The sequence below is a fragment of the Lysobacter sp. N42 genome (assembly GCF_004344885.1).
On record NZ_SKFB01000018.1, the window covers coordinates 20,791 to 39,294 of the forward strand.

Genomic DNA, 18,504 nt, shown 5'->3' on the forward strand with positions numbered 1-18,504 from the left:
CCACGTGACCCCCGCGCCCCTCAACGGGACCTTTCCCTTGCTGAGCCTCCTCATCTGGCTGCCGATCCTCGGTGGCGCCGCCACCCTCGCGTTCGGCAACAAGCGCCCCAACGGCGCGCGATGGTTCGCGCTGCTCGTGGCCGTCGCCACGCTCGCGCTGAGCATCCCGCTGTTCACCGGCTTCGACTACGCCAATCCCGGCATGCAGTTCGTCGAGGATCGCAGCTGGATCGCCGCGTACGACATCCGCTACCACCTCGGCGTGGATGGCATCGCCGCGGCGCTGGTCGGCCTGACGACGTTCACCTCCGTGCTCGTGCTGATCGGGGCATGGGGCTCGGTGGACGAGCGGGTGAGCCAGTACTACGCGGCCTTCCTGATCCTCGAGGGGCTCATGGTCGGCGTGTTCGCGGCGCTGGACTCGATGCTCTTCTATGTCTTCTTCGAAGGCATGCTGATCCCGATGTTCATCATCATCGGCGTCTGGGGCGGCCCGCGCCGGGTCTATGCGTCGATCAAGTTCTTCCTGTACACGTTCCTCGGCTCGCTGTTCATGCTGGTCGGCCTGGTCTACCTGTACCTGAAGGGCGGCAGCTGGCAGCTCGCCGACATGTACGCGCTGCCGCTGTCGATGACCGAGCAGACGTGGCTGTTCTTCGCCTTCTTCGTGGCGTTCGCGGTGAAGGTGCCGATGTTCCCGGTGCACACCTGGCTGCCGGATGCGCACGTGGAAGCACCCACCGCGGGCTCGGTGGTGCTGGCCGCGATCATGCTGAAGATCGGCGGCTACGGCTTCCTGCGCTTCAACCTGCCGATCGTGCCCGACGCCAGCGCCGAATGGGCCTGGCTGGCCATCGCGCTGAGCCTGATCGCCGTCGTGTACGTGGGTCTGGTCGCGCTGGTGCAGGACGACATGAAGAAGCTGATCGCCTATTCGTCGATCTCGCACATGGGCTTCGTCACGCTCGGCACGTTCATCGCCATGGGCCTGGTCCGCGACCAGGGCAATGCGGCCGCCGCGCAGCTGGGCCTGCAGGGCGCGATGGTGCAGATGATCAGCCACGGCTTCGTTTCCGGCGCGATGTTCAGCTGCGTGGGCGTTCTCTACGACCGCATGCACAGCCGCATGATCCGGGACTACGGCGGCGTGGCGAACGTGATGCCCTGGTTCGCCGGCTTCATGGTGCTGTTCGCCATGGCCAACTCCGGCCTGCCGGGCACGTCGGGCTTCGTTGGCGAGTTCATGGTGGTGCTCGCGAGCTTCCAGCGACATCCGATGCTCGCGTTCTTCGCCGCCATCACGCTAATCGTCGGCGCGGCCTACACGCTCTGGCTGGTCAAGCGCGTGGTCTGGGGCGAGATCCGCAATCCGCAGGTGGCCGAGCTCACGGACGTCAACCGCCGCGAGGCCTTCGTCCTGGGCGCGTTCGCCGTGGGCGTGCTGCTGCTGGGCATCTGGCCGAAGCCGCTGACCGACCTGATGGAACCTTCGATCGCACAGCTCGCGGCCCAGGTCGCGTCCTCGAAGCTGTGACTCCGCTGACGGAATACCGCCACCCATGATCGCCACGATGCCCACCGCCGCCGACCTCGCGCCGCTCATTCCCGAGCTGGTGCTGGTGGGCGCCGCTTTCGCCCTGCTGATGCTCGACATGTTCCTCGACGAGGGCCGTCGGATCGTGACGCATGCGGCCGCCGTCGCCACCCTGGTCGGCGTCGCCCTGCTGGTGCTGGCCGGCGTGGGCGGGCAGGGCACGGTGCTCGGCGGCATGTTCGTGCGCGACGTGGCCGCCGACGTGCTCAAGGTCGCGATCCTCGTGACGGCGGCGCTCTCCATGCTCTACCTGTGGCCGTTCCTGCGCCAGCGTGGCCTGTACCGGGGCGAGGTCGCGGTGCTGGTGCTGTTCGCGACGCTGGGCATGATGCTGCTGGTCTCGGCGGGCAGCCTCGTGATGATCTACCTGGGCCTCGAGATGCTGGCCCTGTGCTCGTACGCGCTGGTCGCGATCGATCGCGACAGCCCGCTCGCTTCCGAATCCGGCATCAAGTACTTCGTGCTCGGCTCGCTGGCCTCGGGCCTGCTGCTCTACGGCATGTCGCTGGTCTATGGCGCCACCGGCTCGCTCGACCTGCAGGTGATCGCGCAGGCGGCCGACGGCGGCACCGGGCAGGGCATGCTGCTGCTCACCGGCGTGGTGTTCATGCTGGCTGGCGTGGCCTTCAAGTTCGGCGGCGCGCCGTTCCACATGTGGCTGCCGGACGTCTATACCGGCGCGCCGACGCCGGTCACGCTGTTCGTCGGCTCGGCGCCCAAACTGGCCTCGTTCGGCATGGCCTACCGCCTGTTCGAGGTGGGGGCGGGCGGGCTGGACGATCGCTGGCGCCTGCTGTTCGCGATCATCGCGGTGGCGTCGCTGGCCATCGGCAACCTGGCGGCGATGGTGCAGGGCAATTTCAAGCGAATGCTCGCCTACTCGACGGTATCGCACGTCGGCTTCCTGTTCATCGGCATCGCCGGCGGCGGCGCGCAGGGCTTCGCGGCGGCGATGTTCTACGCGATGAGCTACGCGCTGATGGCGGTCGCGGCCTTCGGCACCATCGTGGTGCTGTCCTCGCGCGGCTTCGAGGCCGATCGCATCGACGACTACCGCGGGCTCAATGCCCGCAGTCCGTGGATGGCCGGCCTGGTGCTCTGCGTGATGGCATCGCTGGCGGGCCTGCCTCCGTTCCTCGGATTCTGGGCCAAGCTCGCCGTGCTGCGTGCGGCGCTCGAGGGCGGGATGCTGTGGCTGGCGCTGGTGGGCGTGGTGTTCGCGGTGGTCGGCGCGTTCTACTACCTGCGCGTGGTGAAGGCCATGTACTTCGACGAACCCGATCCTTCCACGGTGCCCGGCACGGCCAGCCGTCCACTGCGCCTCGTGTTCGGCGTGAACGCGCTTTCCCTGCTCGCGCTGGGGCTGGCGTGGAATCCGCTGATGGCCTGGTGCCAGCGCGCGTTCATGGAGTGATGCGAAACGGCCCGGAAGTTCGTCCCGGGGCTTGCGTTGAAAACGTGCCGACCGTACAATCGTCGGCCTGATGCGGGGTGGAGCAGTCTGGCAGCTCGTCGGGCTCATAACCCGAAGGTCGCAGGTTCAAATCCTGCCCCCGCTACCAGCTTCAGGTTCGATTGCAGTATCTCGAACCGATGCTTGGGCTCGACGGTCGCGGCTCCACGCGATCGACCGACATCCAGCAGTACCGGACAAGGGGCCCATCGGGCCCCTTGTTGTTTTCGGGCGTTTCCTGCCCACGGAGGCGGACATGGCGGACAAGGCCACCCAAATCGCCCAATTGCTCGCGCCGACGGTCGAGGCCCTCGGCGTCGAACTGCTGGGCGTCGAATACCTGCCCGCGCCGGGCGGCGCGACGCTGCGCCTGTACATCGACGTCCCCGGCGGCGAAGGCGAGCGGAGCGTGACCATCGACGACTGCGAGTCCGTCAGCCGCGAGGTCTCGGCCCAGCTCGACGTCGAGGATCCGATCAGCGGCCACTACACGCTTGAGGTGTCCTCGCCGGGCGTGGACCGCCCGCTGTTCACCGCCGGGCAGTTCGCGCGCTTCGTCGGCGAGGAGGCCAAGGTCACGCTCAAGCTGCCGCAGGACGGCCGCCGCCGCCTGCAGGGCCGCATCCTCAAGGTCGAGGAGGAGACGGTGCACGTGCAGGTCGAAGGCCCGGGCGGAGTGCCGCAGGAGATCGCGTTCGGCATGGGCAATGTCGAGAAGGCGCGCCTGGTACCCGACTGGGTCGCGCTGGGCTATGCGCCGTCGAAGGAATCCAGGGGGCGCGGCAAGGCGCCAAAGAAGAACACCAACCAGAAGCCGGCGGCCGATGGGCCGTCCCGTGCGGAGTAAAGCGAGATGAGCAAGGAACTGTTGCTGGTCGTCGACGCGGTCGCCAACGAAAAGGGCGTACCGCGCGAGGTCATCTTCGAGGCCATCGAGGCCGCGCTGGCCTCGGCCGCCAAGAAGCGCTACCACGACGAGGACGTGCTCGTGCGCGTCTCGATCGACCGCAAGGACGGCAGCTACGAGACGTTCCGGCGCATGGAGGTCGTGGCCGACGACGTCGTCATGGAGTCGCCCGACCGCCAGATCCGGCTGATGGATGCCATTGAGGAAGTCGAGGGCGTCGAGGTCGGTGACTTCATCGAGGAACAGATCGAGAACCCGGAGTTCGGGCGCATCGCCGCGCAGGCCGCCAAGCAGGTGATCGTGCAGCGCGTGCGCGAGGCCGAGCGCCAGCAGGTGGTGGACGCGTGGAAGGACCGCGTGGGCGAGCTGGTGACCGGCATCGTCAAGCGCGTGGAGCGCGGCAACATCTACGTCGACCTGGGCGGCAACGCCGAGGCGATCATCCCCAAGGACAAGGGCATTCCGCGCGACGTGCTGCGCACCGGCGACCGCGTGCGTGGCTACCTCTACGACGTGCGCCCCGAGCCGCGCGGCCCGCAGATCTTCATCAGCCGCGCCGCGCCCGAATTCATGATGGAGCTGTTCAAGCTCGAGGTGCCGGAAGTCAGCCAGGGCCTGGTCTCGATCAAGGCCTGCGCGCGTGACCCGGGCGACCGCGCGAAGATCGCCGTGCTCGCGCACGACAACCGCACCGATCCGATCGGCGCCTGCATCGGCATGCGCGGCTCGCGCGTGCAGGCCGTGAGCAACGAGCTCAACGGCGAGCGCGTGGACATCATCCTGTGGTCGGACAATCCGGCGCAGTTCGTCATCAACGCGATGGCGCCGGCCGAGGTGCAGTCGATCGTCGTCGACGAAGACAAGCATTCGATGGACCTCGCAGTGGCCGAAGAGCGCCTCGCGCAGGCGATCGGCAAGGGCGGCCAGAACGTCCGCCTGGCGAGCCGCCTGACCGGCTGGCAGCTCAACGTCATGACCGCCGACCAGGTGCAGGCCAAGAGCGAGGCCGAGCAGGCCGCCTCCCGCCAGCTGTTCCAGGACAAGCTGGAGGTCGACGAGGAGATCGCCGGCATCCTGGTCTCCGAAGGCTTCAATACGGTCGAGGAAATCGCCTACGTGCCCGTCGGCGAGCTGCTGGCGATCGAGGGCTTCGACGAGGACATCGTCGAGGAACTCCGCTCGCGTGCCCGCGACTCGCTGCTCAACGACGCACTGGCCGAGGAAGAGCAGCTGGAGAGCCAGCAGCCGTCCGAGGACCTGCTCGCGCTCGAGGGCATGGACGAGGACACCGCGCGGGCGCTCGCGCTGCACGGCGTGCGCACCAGCGAGGACCTGTCCGAGCTGGGCGCCGACGAGGTGCTGGAGTTCGGCATCGAAGGGCTGGACGAGGAGCGCGCGGCGAAGCTCATCCTCGCCGCCCGTGCCGAGGAGATCGCGCGCCTGGAGCGCGGCGAGTAAGCGGAAGCGGCGGCTGCGGCCGCCGTGAGCGGCGGGTGGCCGGTCGGCCCCCGCCACCCCCGCGGTAGAATCACGAATTCACGCACGGCCTCCGGCCGCGCCACGAGAAACGGAATCCGAATGTCGCAGCAAACCACCATTCGCAAGCTTGCCGAACTGGTCAATACGCCGGTCGAGAAGCTGCTGGAACAGCTGGCCGAGGCCGGCATGAAGTTCAGCGGCCCCGACCAGGTGGTGACCAGCATCGAGAAAGTGAAGCTGCTCGGCTTCCTCAAGCGGGCGCACGGCAAGAGCGACGCGGGCGTCGAGGTCGACGCGCCGAAGAAGATCACGCTCAACCGCAGCCGCAAGCAGGAAATCACGGTCGGCGGCGGCAAGGCGAAGCAGACGGTCGACGTCGTCGTGCGCAAGAAGGTCACGCTGGTCCGGCCGGACGCCGAGTCGGCGGCATCGCAGGGCCCGGTGAGCGACGAGCGTGCCGAGATCCTGCGCAAGCTCGAGGAGTCGCGCCAGCGCAACCTCGAGGAGCAGCGACGCCTGGAGGAGGCCGACCGTCGTCGCGCCGAGGAGGCCGAGCGCGCCCGTCGCGAGGCCGAGGAGGCCGAGCGTGCGCGCCTGGAGGCCGAGCGCGCTGCAGCCGCGTCCGCCGAAACCGGCGACGAGGCCCGCAAGGGCGGCCACGCCCGCCCCGCGCCGCGCGCAGCCGAGCCGGCTCGCGCTCACCACGATCCCAAGCACAAGACCCGCGGCTCGCACGCGATGGTGGCCGGCCCCGAGGACGACGACCGCGCCAGCCGCTTCGCCGGCCAGATGCACCTCAGTGCCGCCGACCGTGCGCGCCGCGGTGCGGGCGGCCGGGGCAAGCCGGGTGGCAGGCCGCAGCAGCGCCGCCAGCTCGACCAGTCGCGCACCGGCGCCGGCTTCCAGAGGCCGACAGCACCGGTCAGGCGCGAGGTCGCGATCGGCGAGACCATCACGGTCGCCGAACTTGCCCAGAAGCTCGCGCTCAAGGGCGGCGACGTGGTCAAGGCCCTCTTCAAGATGGGCGTGATGGCGACGATCAACCAGACCATCGACCATGACACCGCGGTGCTGGTGACCGAGGAGCTCGGCCACACCGCCGTGCGCGCCGACGACACCACGGCCGAGGACCTGCTGATCGCCCACGTCGAGGAAGCGCAGGGCGAGAAGACGCCGCGTCCGCCGGTGGTGACCATCATGGGCCACGTCGACCACGGCAAGACCTCGCTGCTCGATTACATCCGCCGCACGAAGGTCGCCTCCGGCGAGGCCGGCGGCATCACGCAGCACATCGGTGCCTACCACGTCGAAACGCCGAAGGGCGTCATCAGCTTCCTCGATACCCCGGGCCATGCCGCGTTCTCGGCGATGCGCGCACGCGGTGCGAAGCTGACCGACATCGTCGTGCTGGTCGTGGCGGCCGACGACGGCGTCATGCCGCAGACGATCGAGGCGATCCAGCACGCGAAGGCGGCCGGCGTTCCGGTGGTCGTGGCGATCAACAAGATCGACAAGTCCGACGCCGACCCCAGCCGCGTCAAGAACGAGCTGCTCGCGCACGAGCTCGTGGCCGAGGAATTCGGTGGCGACGTGCAGATGGTCGAGCTCTCGGCCAAGACCGGCCAGGGCGTCGACGACCTGCTCGATGCCATCACGCTGCAGGCGGAAGTGCTCGAGCTGCGCGCGGTTCCGACCGGCCGCGCCACGGGCGTGGTCATCGAGTCCTCGCTCGACAAGGGCCGCGGCCCGGTGGCGACGGTGCTGGTCCAGCAGGGCCAGCTGGAGAAGGGCGACTACGTGGTCTGCGGCGTGCAGTACGGCCGCGTCCGTGCGCTGTTCGACGAGGGCGGGCGGCAGGTACAGTCGGCCGGGCCGTCGATTCCGGTGCAGGTGCTCGGCCTGTCGGGCGTGCCTGACGCGGGCGACGACCTGGTGGTCGTCGAGGACGAGCGCCTGGCCAAGGACGTCGCGCAGCAGCGCGACGCCAAGCGCCGCGAGCATCGCCTCGTCGCGCAGACCGGCAACCGCATGGAGGACATCCTGGCCCAGATGGGCGAGGGCGCCAGCCAGCAGACGCTCAACCTCGTGGTCAAGGCCGACGTCCAGGGTTCGGTGCAGGCCCTGCGCGACGCGCTGACCGGCCTGTCGAACGAGCAGATCCGCATCAACGTGATCGGCTCGGGCGTGGGCGGCATCACCGAGTCCGACGCGCAGCTGGCCGCGACCTCGAAGGCCACGGTGATCGGCTTCAACGTGCGTGCCGACGCCTCGGCGCGCAAGGTCATCGAGAACCAGGGCGTGGACCTGCGCTACTTCTCGATCATCTACGACGTCATCGACCAGGTGAAGCAGGTCGCGTCGGGCCTGCTCGGCAAGGAGATCCGCGAGGAGATCATCGGCATCGCCGAAGTGCGCGACGTGTTCCGCTCGTCGAAGTTCGGCGCGGTGGCCGGCTGCATGGTCGTCGAGGGCGTGGTCAAGCGCAGCAAGCCGATCCGCGTGCTGCGCCAGAACACGGTCATCTTCGAGGGCGAGCTGGAATCGCTGCGTCGCTTCAAGGAGAACGTCGACGAGGTGCGCATGGGCACCGAGTGCGGCATCGGCGTCAAGGCCTACAACGACGTCAAGCCGGGCGACCAGATCGAGTGCTTCGAGCGCATCGAGGTGCAGCGCACGCTGTGACGTCCCGGCTCGGGATCCGTGATCCGCGAAGGCGGTTCACGGACCGAGCCGGACTTGCTGGTCGTTCCGCTCCGCGTTACCCGTCATCCATCCTCCTCACGAACCGCCCATCACGTGCCTTCCAAGTCCTTCCACCGCACCGACCGTGTCGCCGCGCAGCTCCGCCGTGAGCTGGGTACGCTCGTGCACGAGGCGGTGCGCGAGCTTGGCCTGCCGTCGGTGAGTGTTTCCGACGTGGAAGTCACGCGCGACATGGCGCATGCCAAGGTCTTCGTGACCGCCCTGCAGCCCGAGCGCTCCGCCGAGGCGGTGAAGGGGCTGCGCGAGGCCGCGAAGGAGATCCGCTACGAGCTGGCGCGCGCCGTGAAACTGCGCCATGTGCCGGAACTGCACTTCGTCTACGACGAGTCGCTGGACCGCGGCGAGAAGATCGACCGGTTGTTGCAGCAGATCCGTCCGGCAGGCGACGAGCCGGGCGACGAACGCAGCGACGCCTGAGCCGCCCGGCCCCATGAGCCGCAAGTCGCGCTTCCGTCGCGTGGACGGAATCCTGCTGCTCGACAAGCCCGCGGGCATGAGTTCCAACCAGGCCCTGCAGCGCGTCCGGCACCTGTTCCGCGCCGAGAAGGCCGGGCACACGGGAAGCCTCGACCCGCTGGCCACCGGCCTGCTGCCGGTCTGCTTCGGTGAAGCGACCAAGATCGCCGGGCTGCTGCTGGGTTCGCGCAAGGCCTACGAGACCGTCGCCCGGCTCGGCAGGACCACGGACACCGACGACGCGGCCGGCGAGGTCCTGCTCGAACGGCCGGTGCCGCCCCTGGATGACGACGACATCGAAGCCGCGCTGCGGCCGCTTCGCGGCCCGATCCGCCAGCGCGCGCCGATCTACTCCGCACTCAAGCAGGGAGGCGAGCGGCTGTATGCCATGGCGCGGAAAGGCCTGCCGGTCGAAGCGCCCGAGCGCGATGTCGAGGTTTTCGATCTCCGCGTGATCGCGCGCTCGCCGGATGCACTTCGCCTGCACGTCGAATGCGGCTCCGGCACCTATGTGCGCAGCCTCGTCCGCGACCTCGGCGAGTCGCTGGGTTGCGGTGCCCACGTGTCCGAACTGCGGCGGCTGTGGGTCGAGCCCTTCCGCACCCCCGGGATGGTCGATCTCGAAACCCTCCAGGCCGAAGCGGCGGACGACGAGGAGCGGCTGATGGCGCATCTGCTGCCGGTCGCCGACGGCCTGGCCGGGTTCCCGGCGGTCGATCTGGATGCCGAGGCGGCGCGACGCTTCGCGCACGGCCAGCCCGTGGCGTTCGACGCGAGCGGCCTGGCCATGTCCGATCCCGAGGCTCCCGTCGTGGTGAAGGCCGACGGGCACCGGCTCCTGGGCCTGGCACGCGCCGAGGGCGGGCGCCTGCTGCCGCAGCGGCTGTTCCACCTCGACGGCACGACCGCCGGGCGGCTGGCCTGAAGCTTGCCTTGTTGGGCCGGGACGCCGGCGGCTACAATACGCGCGCCCTTTCGGGCACCCCTCTCTACCAACCGGCGGACCAGGCGGTGCGTCGGCACGGCGATTTCCGTGCCGGAACGTTCCTGCGGGTCCCGCGACTCAAGGAAAACTGATGTCCATCGATACCGCAAAGATCATCGGCGAGCACGCCCGCGGCACCAACGACACGGGCTCGCCCGAGGTCCAGGTGGCCCTGCTGACGGCCCGCATCGAGCAGCTGACCGAGCACTTCAAGCAGCACAAGCACGACCACCACTCGCGTCGTGGCCTGCTGCAGATGGTCAACCGCCGTCGCAGCCTGCTCGACTACCTCAAGCGCAAGGACAACGAGCGCTACAAGGCCCTGATCGAGAAGCTGGGCCTGCGTCGATAAGACGATACCCGACCGCGGCGCAGCGATGCGCCGCGGTCTTGTTTTGCGCGCCCCGGGCACTGCCCCGGCGGCGGCAGGACGGTGACACCGCGGCGCCTGCACGGCAGCCGTGACCAACGAGAACGGCCGGCGCGAGCCGGCCACCGGGCGGGGCAGGGGCCCCGCGCCGAACGCATCAAGAGACCAGGAAAAAACCAACGTGGCGAAAATCACCAAAACCTTCCAGTACGGCGCCCATCAGGTCACGCTCGAGACTGGCGAAATTGCCCGCCAGGCGGGCGGCGCCGTCATCGTCAAGATGGACGACACCGTGGTGCTCGTCTCGGCCGTCGCGGCCAAGACGGCGCGCGAAGGCCAGGACTTCTTCCCCCTCACGGTCGACTACCAGGAGCGTTTCTACGCCGGTGGCCGCATCCCGGGCGGGTTCTTCAAGCGCGAGGGCCGTGCGACCGAGAAGGAGACGCTGATCTCGCGCCTCATCGACCGCCCGATCCGTCCGCTCTTCCCGGAAGAGTTCAAGAACGAAGTGCAGATCATCGCCACGGTGGTCTCGCTCAACCCCGAAATCGACGGTGACATCCCCGCGATGATCGGCGCCTCGGCCGCGCTCGCGCTCACCGGCGCGCCGTTCCAGGGCCCGATCGGCGCGGCGAAGGTCGGCTACATCAACGGCCAGTACGTGCTGAACCCGACCGCCTCGCAGCTGAAGGAGTCGAAGCTCGAGCTCGTCGTCGCCGGTACGAAGGACGCCGTGCTGATGGTCGAGTCGGAAGCCGACGTGCTGTCCGAGGACGTGATGCTCGGTGCCGTGATGTTCGGCCACCAGGCGCAGCAGGTCGCCATCAATGCGATCAACGAGCTGGTCGCCGAGGCCGGCACGCAGCCGTGGGACTGGCAGGCCCCCGCCAAGGACCAGTCGATGATCGAGGCGCTGCGCGATGCGATCGGTGATCGCCTGGGCGCCGCCTACCAGATCGTCAACAAGGCCGAGCGCCGCACCTCCATCCAGACGCTGAAGAAGGCGGCGATGGAGCTGCTGCAGCCGCATACCGAGGCGAAGGGCTGGAACCCGAACGAGCTGTCGAAGGAGTTCGGCGAGCAGGAATACCAGACGATGCGCCAGTCGGTGCTGCGCACCCGCAAGCGCATCGACGGCCGCGACCTGACCACCGTCCGCCCGATCACCTCGAAGGTGGGCGTGCTGCCGCGCACGCACGGCTCGGCGCTGTTCACGCGCGGCGAGACGCAGGCGCTCGTGGTGGTCACGCTCGGCACCGCGCGCGATGGCCAGATCATCGACGCCGTTGCCGGCGAGTACCGCGAGAACTTCCTGTTCCACTACAACTTCCCGCCGTACTCGGTCGGTGAAGTGGGCCGCATGCTGGCGCCCAAGCGCCGCGAGATCGGCCACGGCCGCCTGGCCAAGCGCGGCGTCCTGGCCGTCATGCCGACGATCGAGGAGTTCCCCTACACCGTGCGCGTGGTGTCGGAGATCACCGAGTCGAACGGTTCCTCGTCGATGGCGTCGGTCTGCGGTTCGTCGCTGGCGCTGATGGACGCGGGCGTGCCGATCAAGGCGCCGGTCGCGGGCATCGCGATGGGCCTGATCAAGGAAGGCGACGACTTCGCCGTCCTTTCGGACATCCTGGGCGACGAGGACCACCTCGGCGACATGGACTTCAAGGTGGCCGGCACCGCGGAAGGCATCACCGCGCTGCAGATGGACATCAAGATCCAGGGCATCACCGAGGAGATCATGAAGATCGCGCTGGCGCAGGCGAAGGAAGGCCGCCTGCACATCCTGCGCGAGATGGAAGCGGCGATCACCGCGCCGCGCGCCGAGCTCTCCGAGTTCGCGCCGCGCCTGCTCACGATGAAGATCCACCCGGACAAGATCCGCGAAGTGATCGGCAAGGGTGGCGCGACCATCCAGGCGATCACCAAGGAGACCGGCACGCAGATCGACATCCAGGACGACGGCACGATCGTCATCGCCTCGGTCAACGCCGCCGCCGCGCAGGCTGCCAAGGCGCGCATCGACCAGATCGTCTCGGACGTGGAGCCGGGCCGCATCTACGAGGGCAAGGTCGCCAAGATCATGGACTTCGGCGCGTTCGTGACCATCCTGCCGGGCAAGGACGGCCTGGTGCACGTCTCGCAGATCTCCAACGAGCGCGTCGAGAAGGTGTCCGACAAGCTCAAGGAAGGCGACGTGGTGAAGGTCAAGGTGCTGGAAGTCGACAAGCAGGGCCGCATCCGCCTGTCGATGAAGGCCGTCGAGGAAGGCGAGGGCGTGGCGTCCGAGTGACGCCACGGCCAGCGCCGGAACCGCGAAAGCGGGCCGCGAGGCCCGCTTTTCGTTTGTGCGGCCGGAAGACGGCTGCGTCAGAAGTGCCGGCGCAGCACGTAGTCGCGGAAGCTGCCACGCGAGCGCAGTTGCTGCTCCATCGCGAGATCCTCCGGACTCTGCACGGCCCCTTCCGGATCGGCCAGGCTCGCGCCGCTGGCCGCCATGGGCACCGATGCGGAGGCCCCCGTGCCCTGCATCAGGCCCAGCGGGCTGTAGGCCAGCTGCGGGAAGACCTGGCCGGGGTTGGACAGGCCCATCCGGCTGACGAGGATCTCCGACAGCACGCGGCGGTAGTCGGTGGTGACCGGGACGTCGCCGTTGGCCGCGGCCACGATTTCCGGTGCAAGCCCCGGCCACGTGCCGAAGAAGCGGCGACCGACGACGCTGCCGCCCATCACGAGCACCGGGTTGCCGTAGCCATGGTCGGTGCCGCCCGAGCTGTTCTGCTTGATGCGGCGGCCGAACTCCGACTGCACGATGGTGGTCACGCGGCCGGCCATGCCACTGGCTTCGAGCTCGGCCTGGAAGGCCGAGAGTGCTTGGGAAAGCTCGGCGATCTTGTTCTGGTAGTAGTTGTAGCCGGCGCCTGCGGTGCCCTGGCCGTCGTGCGTGTCCCAGCCGCCGAGGTCGAGGGTGGCATAGCGCAGGCCGATGCCGAACCTGATCGACTGGGCGATGGTCCACAGCTGGCGCGCCACCGTCGTGGTGGGCCAGCCGGCCGGGACGGCCGAGTAGGGCTGCTGCGCGATCACGCGAAGCGCGCGATCGGCGCGCGCGCCGGCCATCTCCAGGCCGGTCGAGCCGCCCCACAGGCTGGCCAACGTCTCGTTGAGCCCGACGTGGCCCGGCGGGGAGTCGGACCGGGTGGTCTGCCAGGCCCAGGCGCCGTGGTTGAGCCGGAAGTCGGCCGGGTTGTCCATGCCGATCGGCGCCGACGATCCGGCAAACGAGCTCGGGGTGTTGTAGCCGGCCGCCAGCGCCGGCATCACGCTGCCTGCAGCGACGGCGTCCTGGTCGACCGCGCGCGCGAGCCAACCGGAGGTGGTGCCGACCGCAAGGCCACGCTCGATCGCCATCTGCGCGTCGAAATGGCTGCGCGAGGCCGAGCCGAGCACGCCGCAGGCATGCACGATGGCGAGCCGGCCGGCCTGCCAGAGGTCGCGCAGGCCGCTGGCCGAGGGGTGCAGGCCGAATCCCGTCGGTGTTCCGCCGGCGAGCGTGAGCGGCAATGCGCCGTACGTGCCGCTGGTTTCGATGCGCAGCGTGGGCCGGGCGGTCTCGTAGTGCGTGCGGTCCGCGCCGGAGAGGGGCACGACGAAGTTCAGGCCGTCCATGCCTCCACGCAGGAACAGCATGACCACCGTGTGGTCGCTGCCTGCCGACTGCGCATGCGCTTCCGGACCGAATACGAGGCGGGGGCCGACCGCGCCCACGGCGGCGGCCGTGCAGCAGCCCTTGAGGAACTGGCGACGCGTGATGCGGGGCGTGTTCATGGCGTCACCGGCTCATGAATTCCGGCGAGAGCATGATCAGGGAAACCATGCTGCGCAGCCGTTGGTGGTTGTAGTGGCGCTTGAGGTCGTTGCCTGCCCAGGCGTCGGTGTCGGTGATGACGTAGGTGGCGGGGTCGCCGTTCTGCGCCATGAACTTCGCGAGCGTCTGCCGGCGCTCCGGTGCGGGCAGGTAGCCGAGCAGCCGCATGCACCAGTAGTCGACCAGCGCGTTCGCGGTCCACGTGGGCACGTTGGCACGCGTCAGCGCGACGACCGGCAGCAGCGCGCTGCCGTTGTCGCTGGCCTCGGTGAGCCAGTTCAGCATCTTCCAGGTCATCGCGATGGCGCTCGATCCGGACCATGCCCCCGCCACGTCTGGATAGCCGTTGGGCGGCGCCCAGTTGAAGGGCGTGTGGCCGGTGAGGCCGGCCAGCCATGCGAAGTGGCTGGAGGTATCGCCATCCGCGCCCATCCTCAGCGTCCAGTCCGAGCCGCCCGCGCGCATGGCGGCGACGAGCGAGTCGAACGGGCGGCGCACCTTCTGGCCCCAGGTGTTGAACATCGCCGTGGAGTTGAGGATGTGCCGCAGCACCAGCTCGATCTGGTTCGGCGCCTGCCAGTTCTGGCGGAACACCTGCGCCGCGCTCGCCACGAGCGAGGCCGGCGGCGCGTCGGTCACGAAGCGGCGGATCAGCTTGGTGCAGACGAAGCGTGCGGTGGCCGGGTGGCTGGCGAGCCGGTCGAGCACGTCGCGTCCGTCCTTCATCGCCGTCTGGTTCGCCGGCAGCGACATGCCGAGCACCGTCTTGGCGTTGGTGTCGTGCCAGGTGTGCCGGTAGGTGAAGGTGCCGTCGTTCTCGGCGGGGAACTGCCAGTGGCCGTCCCTGACCGTCCAGCCGGTGAACGCGCGGGCGACCTCGTAGACGTCGATGTCGGTGTAGCCGGCGGGGACGTTCGCATCCATCGGGTCGCGCGGCAGCGTGGCCGGGTCCGCGAAGCCGAAGTAATGCATGGCCCCGAGCGTATGCAGCTCCATCAGCTCGCGGGCGTAGTTCTCGTTGGGCCCGTTGCGCGTATTGGAGTTGTTGTTGAGGTAGTACAGCATCGAGGGGCTCGACGCGACCGCCTCCAGCATCGTGCGGAAGTTGCCCAGGGCATTGGGGCGGATGACGTCGCGGTCGTAATGCACGAACAGCGGGCCGGCCGACCAGTGCGTGCCCTGCACGTGGAAGTGGTTGTGCCAGAACGCGACGACCATCTCACGCAGCTGGCGGCGGGAGTAGGTCGCGCGAACCCACTGCAGGCGCTGGATCTCGAACGCCGGCCGCAGGCGAACGAGCCAGTCGGGGTTGGGCACGACGTGGTCCGCCCACAGTTGCGGCACGCTCTTGGCCAGGGTGGTGTAGTCCTGCGCGGCGATGCGGGCGTCGAGCGCGCCGTCGTCGATGTTGCGCCAGTCCAGCTGCCAGTCCACCCAGTTCGCCAGGCGCTGCACGTCGGTCGAGCCCAGTGCGTTGAACTCGGCGATCGTCGCAGGCGTGGGGCCGAAGCTCAGGTTGCGCAGCATGCGCACCGCGAACGGCGGGGGTGCCAGCGTGAGGATCTCGGCCGACGAGATCGCGCCCGCCCCGGCCAGCTGCGTTCCGTCCGCCACGCTGCGCTGGAACGGCTGCGCCGCGATGCGCCGGCCGTCGCCATAGCGCTGCGCCAGTGTCTTGTTGCCGGCCTGTACGGGGCGGTTGCGCACCCAGAACGTTGCACGGGGCTGGGCGCGCATGCGGCGCGCCGCAAGGATCGATTGCTTCATCACCTGTCCCTGGATCCCCCTCCAGTGGACGGCATGGTGGCGTGACGCTGCGCGTCAAACCGGGGTCGCTGTCACGCCAAAGGTGACGCGCAGGCGCAGCAATGGATCGGTTCAGGCGGCAATGTTGCGTGCTTCACACTTTCGTTGGCAGGCTGGAGCGACCACCCCGGAGGCGAGCCGCATGAAGCGCCACTTCTCGATGATCCGCGACTTCCATCTTGCGGACTGGTTCACGCTCGCCAACGCCTTCTGCGGCACGGGCGCGGTCTTCGCGGCGATGCGCTTCCTGCAGGACGGGGTGGTGCGCGACCTGCTCACCGGCATGGCGCTGATCCCGCTGGCCTTCGTCTTCGACGCGCTGGACGGGCGGGTGGCGCGCTGGCGCAAGGCGGCATCCACGCTGGGGCGGGAGCTGGACTCGCTGGCCGACGTCATCTCGTTCGGCCTGGCGCCGGCGGCGCTGGCCTACGCCTGCGGCCTGCAGGGCGGCTGGGACTGGATCGTGCTCAGCTACTTCGTCGGCTGCGGCGTCAGCCGCCTGGCGCGCTACAACGTCACCGCCGAGCAGCTGGCGGGGGACGGGGACAAGGTGCCGTATTTCGAGGGCACGCCGATCCCCACCAGCCTGGTGCTGGTGGTGGTCCTGGCGGCGGCCGCGCTCACCGGCAACATCGGCGAGGACGTCTGGTTCGGCGTCGTGCACCTGGGGCCCTGGCAGCTGCATCCCCTGGTGCTGCTGTTCGCGCTCTCGGGCTCGCTGATGATCAGCAAGACGCTGCGCATCCCCAAGCCGTAACGGGGCGGCCCCGCACGCGTTGGTATCATCGACGCACAGCCGGAGGACCCCATGTCGACAGCGCCTTTCGGAGCCGCGGGCTTCGGATTCCCACCGTTCGATCCGGGCGACTGGGAGCGCCTGGCGCGCCAGTGGTTCACCCCGCCCGCCCCGGCGGCCGCACGGCCCGCGGCGGTCGATCCGTTCGCGTGGTGGCGACCGGCCGAACCGGCCGCGCAGGGCGCATCCGATCCGGGCGATCTGGCCAGCCAGTGGATGACCCGGATGCAGCAGCTGGCCGCGCAGTTCGCCGGCCGCGAGGCCGGGCCGGCGGAGATCGCACGGGCCTGGCGCGCGATGCTGGGCGACAACCCCTTCGGGGCGGGCGCCGCCGCGTCGGCGTTCATGCCCATGTCGTTCTTCGGCACGCCCGGCCGCGGCCCCTTCGACATGCCCGCCTTCGGCTATGCCCGCGAGCACCAGGAGCGCCTGCAGGCGTTCGCGCGCGCCGCTGCCGATTTCCAGCAGGCGGCGCAGGCTTTCCAGTCGCTGCTCGCGGATGTCGGGCAGGAAGCGTTCTCGCGATTCGAGTCGCTTCTGGTCCGCCGCATGGGCGAGGGCAAGCCGCTGGAAAGCTCGCGTGCCCTGCTGGACCTGTGGATCGACGCCGCCGAGGACGCCTATGCCGACATGGCGCTGGGCGAACGCTTCCAGCGCGCGTTCGGTGACTACGTCAACGCACAGATGCGCCTGCGCGCGGCGATGCAGAAGGAGGTCGAGCTGGCCTGCGCGCAGTGGGGCATTCCCGGCCGGGCGGAGGTCGACGCCGCGCATCGCAAGGTGGCCGGGCTGGAGCGCGAGCTGCGTCGCCTGCGCGACCGGCTCGACGCGCTCGAGCGCCGCGGGGGCGCGGGGCCGGCTTCGTCGTCCGTTCCCGGGGATGCCGCCGCGCCCACCGGGCCCGCGCGCGCCAGGGCCGCCAAGAGCACGGGGAAGAAGCGCTGATGGACGGATTCACGTCGCCGATCAACATGGGCCTGGAAGCACTCACCCGCGAGGCGCTGCAGGCCCAGGCCAAGCTGCGGGCCGGCCTGGAAACGCTGCGCTCGCTCGATCACGTGCAGGTGGGCGCCAGCGAGCGCGAGGAGGTCTGGCGCGACGGCAAGGTCGTGCTCTACCGCTTCCGCGGTGAGGGCGAGCCCACCCAGAAGACGCCGCTGCTGATCTGCTACGCGCTGGTCAACCGGCCCTACATGGTCGACCTGCAGAGCGACAAGTCGATCGTGCGCGGCCTGCTCGAGCGCGGGCAGGACGTCTACATCATCGACTGGGGCTATACCGACCGTTCCGACCGCTACCTCACCCTCGAGGACTACATCCAGCGCTTCCTCGGCGGCGCCGTCGACGCCTTGCGCGAACGCCACGGCGTGGACGCGATCAACCTGCTGGGCATCTGCCAGGGCGGGGCGTTCTCGCTCTGCTACGCCGCGCTCAATCCGCGCAAGGTGCGCAACCTCGTCACCATGGTGACGCCGGTCGACTTCCATACCGAAGACAACATGCTCGCCGGCTGGGCGCGCCGCATCGACGTGGACCTCATGGTCGACACGCTCGGCAACGTGCCGGCCGACGTCATGAACTGGTGCTACCTCACGCTGAAACCCTGGCGGCTGCTGGTGCAGAAGTACGTGGGGCTGGTCGACATCCTGGACGACAGGCGCGCGCTCGAGGACTTCCTGCGCATGGAGACCTGGATCTTCGACTCGCCCGATCTCGCCGGCGAGGCCTATCGCGAGTTCATCAAGCAGTTCTACCAGGACAACGGCCTGGTCAAGGGCAGCGTGCGCATCGGCGATCGCGCCGTGAACCTGCGCGATGTGGACATGCCCGTGCTCAACATCTACGCCACGCAGGATCACCTCGTGCCGCCCTCGGCCTCGCGCCCGCTGGAGAAGCTGGTCGGCACGAAGGACTACAGCGAGTACTCCTTCCGCGGCGGCCACATCGGCATCTACGTCTCCGGCCGTGCGCAGCGCGACGTGCCGCAGACCGTGCACGACTGGCTCTCCACCCGCTCGAACGACCGCTGA

Annotated in this window: 14 protein-coding genes and 1 tRNA gene; 13 read left to right on the forward strand and 2 right to left on the reverse strand. The window is 69.1% G+C overall.

Annotated elements, in window-relative coordinates:
- The first annotated feature begins 4 nt into the window (after positions 1-4).
- The 10 genes from EYQ95_RS18180 to pnp all read left to right on the forward strand — a co-directional run bounded on the left by EYQ95_RS18180 (position 5) and on the right by pnp (position 12,297).
- Positions 5-1,534: an NADH-quinone oxidoreductase subunit M gene (locus EYQ95_RS18180; RefSeq protein ID WP_132328935.1), complete on the forward strand. Its 1,530-nt coding sequence runs from the start codon at positions 5-7 to the stop codon at positions 1,532-1,534.
- Positions 1,535-1,547: 13 nt separating this feature from the next.
- Positions 1,548-3,008 carry an NADH-quinone oxidoreductase subunit NuoN gene (nuoN, locus tag EYQ95_RS18185; RefSeq protein WP_207916510.1) on the forward strand — a complete coding sequence of 487 codons (1,461 nt, stop codon included), beginning with the start codon at positions 1,548-1,550 and terminating at the stop codon, positions 3,006-3,008.
- Between the two features lie 71 nt (positions 3,009-3,079).
- Positions 3,080-3,156, forward strand: a tRNA-Met gene (locus tag EYQ95_RS18190).
- A gap of 147 nt (positions 3,157-3,303) precedes the next feature.
- Complete coding sequence (rimP, locus tag EYQ95_RS18195) at positions 3,304-3,894, forward strand: ribosome maturation factor RimP (RefSeq protein WP_132328939.1); 591 nt, start codon at positions 3,304-3,306, stop codon at positions 3,892-3,894.
- A 6-nt stretch (positions 3,895-3,900) separates the two neighbouring features.
- Positions 3,901-5,412: a transcription termination factor NusA gene (gene nusA, locus EYQ95_RS18200; RefSeq protein WP_132328941.1), complete on the forward strand. Its 1,512-nt coding sequence runs from the start codon at positions 3,901-3,903 to the stop codon at positions 5,410-5,412.
- Positions 5,413-5,532: 120 nt separating this feature from the next.
- Complete coding sequence (gene infB, locus EYQ95_RS18205) at positions 5,533-8,115, forward strand: translation initiation factor IF-2 (RefSeq protein WP_132328944.1); 2,583 nt, start codon at positions 5,533-5,535, stop codon at positions 8,113-8,115.
- A 114-nt stretch (positions 8,116-8,229) separates the two neighbouring features.
- On the forward strand, positions 8,230-8,613 hold the full coding sequence (gene rbfA / locus EYQ95_RS18210) for a 30S ribosome-binding factor RbfA (RefSeq protein ID WP_132328986.1): 384 nt from the start codon (positions 8,230-8,232) through the stop codon (positions 8,611-8,613).
- Positions 8,614-8,626: 13 nt separating this feature from the next.
- A complete protein-coding gene (truB, locus tag EYQ95_RS18215; RefSeq protein ID WP_132328946.1) occupies positions 8,627-9,577 on the forward strand; it encodes a tRNA pseudouridine(55) synthase TruB in 951 nt (316 codons plus the stop codon).
- A gap of 151 nt (positions 9,578-9,728) precedes the next feature.
- Entirely contained in the window at positions 9,729-9,989 is a 261-nt protein-coding gene (rpsO, locus tag EYQ95_RS18220; protein ID WP_132328948.1) for a 30S ribosomal protein S15, read from the forward strand.
- Between the two features lie 199 nt (positions 9,990-10,188).
- Complete coding sequence (pnp, locus tag EYQ95_RS18225; RefSeq protein WP_132328988.1) at positions 10,189-12,297, forward strand: polyribonucleotide nucleotidyltransferase; 2,109 nt, start codon at positions 10,189-10,191, stop codon at positions 12,295-12,297.
- Between the two features lie 77 nt (positions 12,298-12,374).
- On the opposite strand, the gene EYQ95_RS18230 is transcribed toward pnp, so the two are convergent.
- Both EYQ95_RS18230 and EYQ95_RS18235 read right to left on the reverse strand, forming a co-directional pair.
- A complete protein-coding gene (locus tag EYQ95_RS18230) occupies positions 12,375-13,832 on the reverse strand; it encodes a DUF1501 domain-containing protein (RefSeq protein ID WP_132328950.1) in 1,458 nt (485 codons plus the stop codon).
- Positions 13,833-13,836: 4 nt separating this feature from the next.
- Positions 13,837-15,639 carry a DUF1800 domain-containing protein gene (locus tag EYQ95_RS18235; RefSeq protein WP_132328952.1) on the reverse strand — a complete coding sequence of 601 codons (1,803 nt, stop codon included), beginning with the start codon at positions 15,637-15,639 and terminating at the stop codon, positions 13,837-13,839.
- Between the two features lie 181 nt (positions 15,640-15,820).
- On the opposite strand from EYQ95_RS18235, the gene EYQ95_RS18240 reads away from it, so the two are divergent.
- From EYQ95_RS18240 to phaC, 3 genes are read left to right on the forward strand one after another with little or no spacing between them, the layout of a single operon-like run.
- The gene (locus tag EYQ95_RS18240) at positions 15,821-16,435 is read left to right on the forward strand and encodes a phosphatidylcholine/phosphatidylserine synthase (protein WP_132328954.1); all 615 of its coding nucleotides are present in this window, start codon (positions 15,821-15,823) and stop codon (positions 16,433-16,435) included.
- Positions 16,436-16,486: 51 nt separating this feature from the next.
- The gene (gene phaE / locus EYQ95_RS18245; RefSeq protein WP_132328956.1) at positions 16,487-17,419 is read left to right on the forward strand and encodes a class III poly(R)-hydroxyalkanoic acid synthase subunit PhaE; all 933 of its coding nucleotides are present in this window, start codon (positions 16,487-16,489) and stop codon (positions 17,417-17,419) included.
- Positions 17,419-18,504 (forward strand): class III poly(R)-hydroxyalkanoic acid synthase subunit PhaC, encoded by a 1,086-nt coding sequence (gene phaC / locus EYQ95_RS18250; protein ID WP_132328958.1) that lies wholly within the window; start codon positions 17,419-17,421, stop codon positions 18,502-18,504. The genes phaE and phaC overlap by 1 nt, the downstream gene beginning before the upstream one ends.

Bases quoted from the DNA above. Each gene is read 5' to 3' on its own strand.
- infB (WP_132328944.1), top strand. From the start codon at position 5,533: ATGTCGCAGCAAACCACCATTCGCAAGCTTGCCGAACTGGTCAATACG.
- EYQ95_RS18240 (WP_132328954.1), top strand. From the start codon at position 15,821: ATGAAGCGCCACTTCTCGATGATCCGCGACTTCCATCTTGCGGACTGG.
- EYQ95_RS18235 (WP_132328952.1), bottom strand. From the start codon at position 15,639: ATGAAGCAATCGATCCTTGCGGCGCGCCGCATGCGCGCCCAGCCCCGT.
- nusA (WP_132328941.1), top strand. From the start codon at position 3,901: ATGAGCAAGGAACTGTTGCTGGTCGTCGACGCGGTCGCCAACGAAAAG.
- phaE (WP_132328956.1), top strand. From the start codon at position 16,487: ATGTCGACAGCGCCTTTCGGAGCCGCGGGCTTCGGATTCCCACCGTTC.
- EYQ95_RS18230 (WP_132328950.1), bottom strand. From the start codon at position 13,832: ATGAACACGCCCCGCATCACGCGTCGCCAGTTCCTCAAGGGCTGCTGC.
- rimP (WP_132328939.1), top strand. From the start codon at position 3,304: ATGGCGGACAAGGCCACCCAAATCGCCCAATTGCTCGCGCCGACGGTC.
- truB (WP_132328946.1), top strand. From the start codon at position 8,627: ATGAGCCGCAAGTCGCGCTTCCGTCGCGTGGACGGAATCCTGCTGCTC.
- rpsO (WP_132328948.1), top strand. From the start codon at position 9,729: ATGTCCATCGATACCGCAAAGATCATCGGCGAGCACGCCCGCGGCACC.
- phaC (WP_132328958.1), top strand. From the start codon at position 17,419: ATGGACGGATTCACGTCGCCGATCAACATGGGCCTGGAAGCACTCACC.